General features: G+C 56.9%; 3 protein-coding genes and 1 riboswitch. Of the genes, 2 read left to right on the plus strand and 1 reads right to left on the minus strand.

The window, feature by feature from the left end; translation table 11 throughout:
- Both L691_RS0100010 and L691_RS0100015 read left to right on the plus strand, forming a co-directional pair.
- A partial coding sequence (locus L691_RS0100010) for a carboxylesterase family protein (RefSeq protein WP_025687956.1) occupies positions 1-544 on the plus strand: 544 nt, incomplete at its 5' end.
- Between the two features lie 79 nt (positions 545-623).
- A riboswitch (FMN riboswitch) is annotated at positions 624-778 on the plus strand.
- A gap of 123 nt (positions 779-901) precedes the next feature.
- Positions 902-1,897, plus strand: coding sequence for a DMT family transporter (locus L691_RS0100015; protein ID WP_025687958.1), 996 nt, complete (start codon positions 902-904; stop codon positions 1,895-1,897).
- 86 nt (positions 1,898-1,983) lie between these two features.
- Here L691_RS0100015 and L691_RS32390 read toward each other — a convergent pair.
- Positions 1,984-2,471 (minus strand): hypothetical protein (locus L691_RS32390; RefSeq protein ID WP_025687959.1); only part of this gene is annotated, 488 nt, incomplete at its 5' end.

Consider the following 2,471-nt stretch of genomic DNA (forward strand, 5'->3'; position numbering starts at 1 on the left):
CCACGAAGGCCACTATTTTTTCCGTGAAGACGCGCAGGTACCGGCAATCGAAGAGTCGCTGAAGGCGCTTCAGCAAGCGCTGGGTACACCGGATCTGTCAGGGCTTGCCGCACATTATCCCGCGAACTGGGAGGGGCCTGCCGGGATCTTGACCGATCTGTTCTTCTGGGGCGGCGCGATTGCGTTTGCGGAGCGCCAACTGGAGCACGGACCGGTCTGGATGTACCGCTTCGATTGGGGAGTGGAGGAGCATCCGCTCCTCACCAGAGCGGTACACACCGCAGAGATTCCCTATGTGTTTGGCAATATGTCGCATTTGCGGCGCCTGGGACTCGCAATCAGCCCGGCGATGAAGTCGCTTTCCAGTAGCATGCAGAGTGCTTGGACCTCATTTGCCCACCAGGGAAGTCCGGATACCGGGGAGCTTCCGTGGCCGGAGTACGGGCTTACGGAGCGCGCCACCCTTATTTTTGATGAAACCGCATGTGTGGTAAAGGACCCTGACCCGGAGAAACGCCGTCTGGTGTTCAAATATATTTCGTAATAGCCAACCGTTTGCATAAAACTCTTTACGAATCAGGGAAAAAGGAATATGCTGGGTTTGTGAAAAAAATTACGGAATACAAGATTCTCGGGGTAGGGTGAAATTCCTGACCGGCGGTGAGGTTCGCGTGTGCGGGCCGCAGCCCGCGACTCTCTTTTTTCCAAGCTGGAAAGGAGGGACTGATCTGGTGGAAATCCAGAGCCGACGGTAAAGTCCGGAGGAGAGAGGATCAAAGGATAGGAACGGCTTTTTGGTTATGGACGTTTTTATCGGTATAACCCCCGAGATTGCCTCAAATTGGCATTTCGGGGGTTTTTGGTCTGGAACGGGGTTTTGTATCGACAAGGAGAAATGATTATGAGTAATGTAACGGCATCTTCCCAAACTCAAACGGTGCGGACAACGCCGCTGCGCGGTGGATTCTGGCTGGTGGCTCTGGGGGCCGCCCTGTGGGGCGTCGATCCGCTGTTCCGCATCCTGCTGCTGAAGTCTCTGACTTCGTCGCAAATTGTGCTGCTGGAGCATGTGGTGCTCTTTCTGGCGGCCGCTCCCGTGCTGTGGCGCCACCGGACCGAGCTGAAGAGAATCCGGCTCCGGCATGCGGCCGCCCTGATCTTCGTATCCTGGGGCGGATCGGCCGTGGCGACCATCCTGTTCACCAAGGCGCTCTCAAGCGGCGATATTAACGCCGTGGTGCTGCTCCAGAAGCTGCAGCCGCTGTTCGCAGTCGGCCTGGCCGCTCTGCTGCTGAAGGAACGGCTGCCCCGTTATTTCGCTCCGCTCGTTCTGCTTGCGCTCCTTGGCACTTATTTGCTGACCTTTGGCTGGAGCATGCCATTCGGAGAGGCCGCCAGCTTCATCGGAATCGGAAGCATAATGGCACTTGGAGCAGCTGCGCTGTGGGGCGGCTCGACCGTCATGGGCCGTTATTTGCTTGGCACAATGAAGTACGAGACCGTTACTTCACTGCGCTTTGTTCTGGCGCTGCCGTTCCTATTCGTCCTTACGTCGGTGGAGGGAGCGCCTTGGCAGCTGCATGGCGGACTCGGTTCCTCTGCAGCCGTGGCGGTCAATCTGCTGCTGCAGGCGCTTCTTCCCGGGCTCTTCAGTATGCTGCTGTACTACAAAGGACTGAGTACCACCAAAGCCTCCTTTGCCACATTTGCGGAGCTAAGCTTCCCGATGACCAGCCTTGTCCTGAACTGGATCGTCTACCAGCAGCTTGTCACTTTGCCGCAGGTTCTGGGCTTTGCGATGATCTGGACCGCGCTGTTCTTCATCTCCAGCCAGCAAAGGGAACCGCTTGAGGCGGCGAGCCAGCCGAATCCAAAAACATTGCCATGGAATGCCTGAGGGGACAGCCCCAGGGCAAATGCTCGAATAGAGAAACGTCCAAGCCGGTTATTACCCCAGGCTTGGACGTTTTTTGATGAGAACAGTCAGTTGATACGGGGAACCAGCTTGATGGCTCCGCTGCCAAGCGATGCCAGCTGATCAGGAGTTATGAACAGCCTGCCGCCGGTACTGAAGCTGTTGGCAGGTGTGAGCGTGATTTTTGCCGCTCCCTTCGAGATTGTATATTGATAGTTCAAGGCTTTATAGGAAGTTCCCGGCTGATCCCTGAGTTCCACTTTCCAGCCTAAGGCTTTCGCGAGCGGCCGCACAGGAATCCAGCGTTTGCCGTTCGCCTCAAACACCGTGCTTACCGGGATGCTGAGGCCGTTGATTTCCGCCGTATACTCATATTCTTCAATAACGGGAACCGGGACGACTGGCAGTTCGGCAGGCTTAATTCCATCAGGAAGGGCCGATGCCGGTCTCGAAAGGGCGGAAGGATAGATGGCCGACCGCTCGGCTTCACTCGTAAGAAGATGGGAGGCGGACGTCTTCAGATCGTACACCCGCAGCAGCCGGCGCGGCTCGCTCT

Origin of the sequence: Paenibacillus zanthoxyli JH29 (assembly GCF_000520715.1) — a bacterium.
Taxonomy (GTDB): domain Bacteria; phylum Bacillota; class Bacilli; order Paenibacillales; family Paenibacillaceae; genus Paenibacillus_AQ; species Paenibacillus_AQ zanthoxyli.

Coding starts and splice junctions, on each gene's coding strand:
- L691_RS0100015 (WP_025687958.1), top strand. CDS start 902: ATGAGTAATGTAACGGCATCTTCCCAAACTCAAACGGTGCGGACAACG.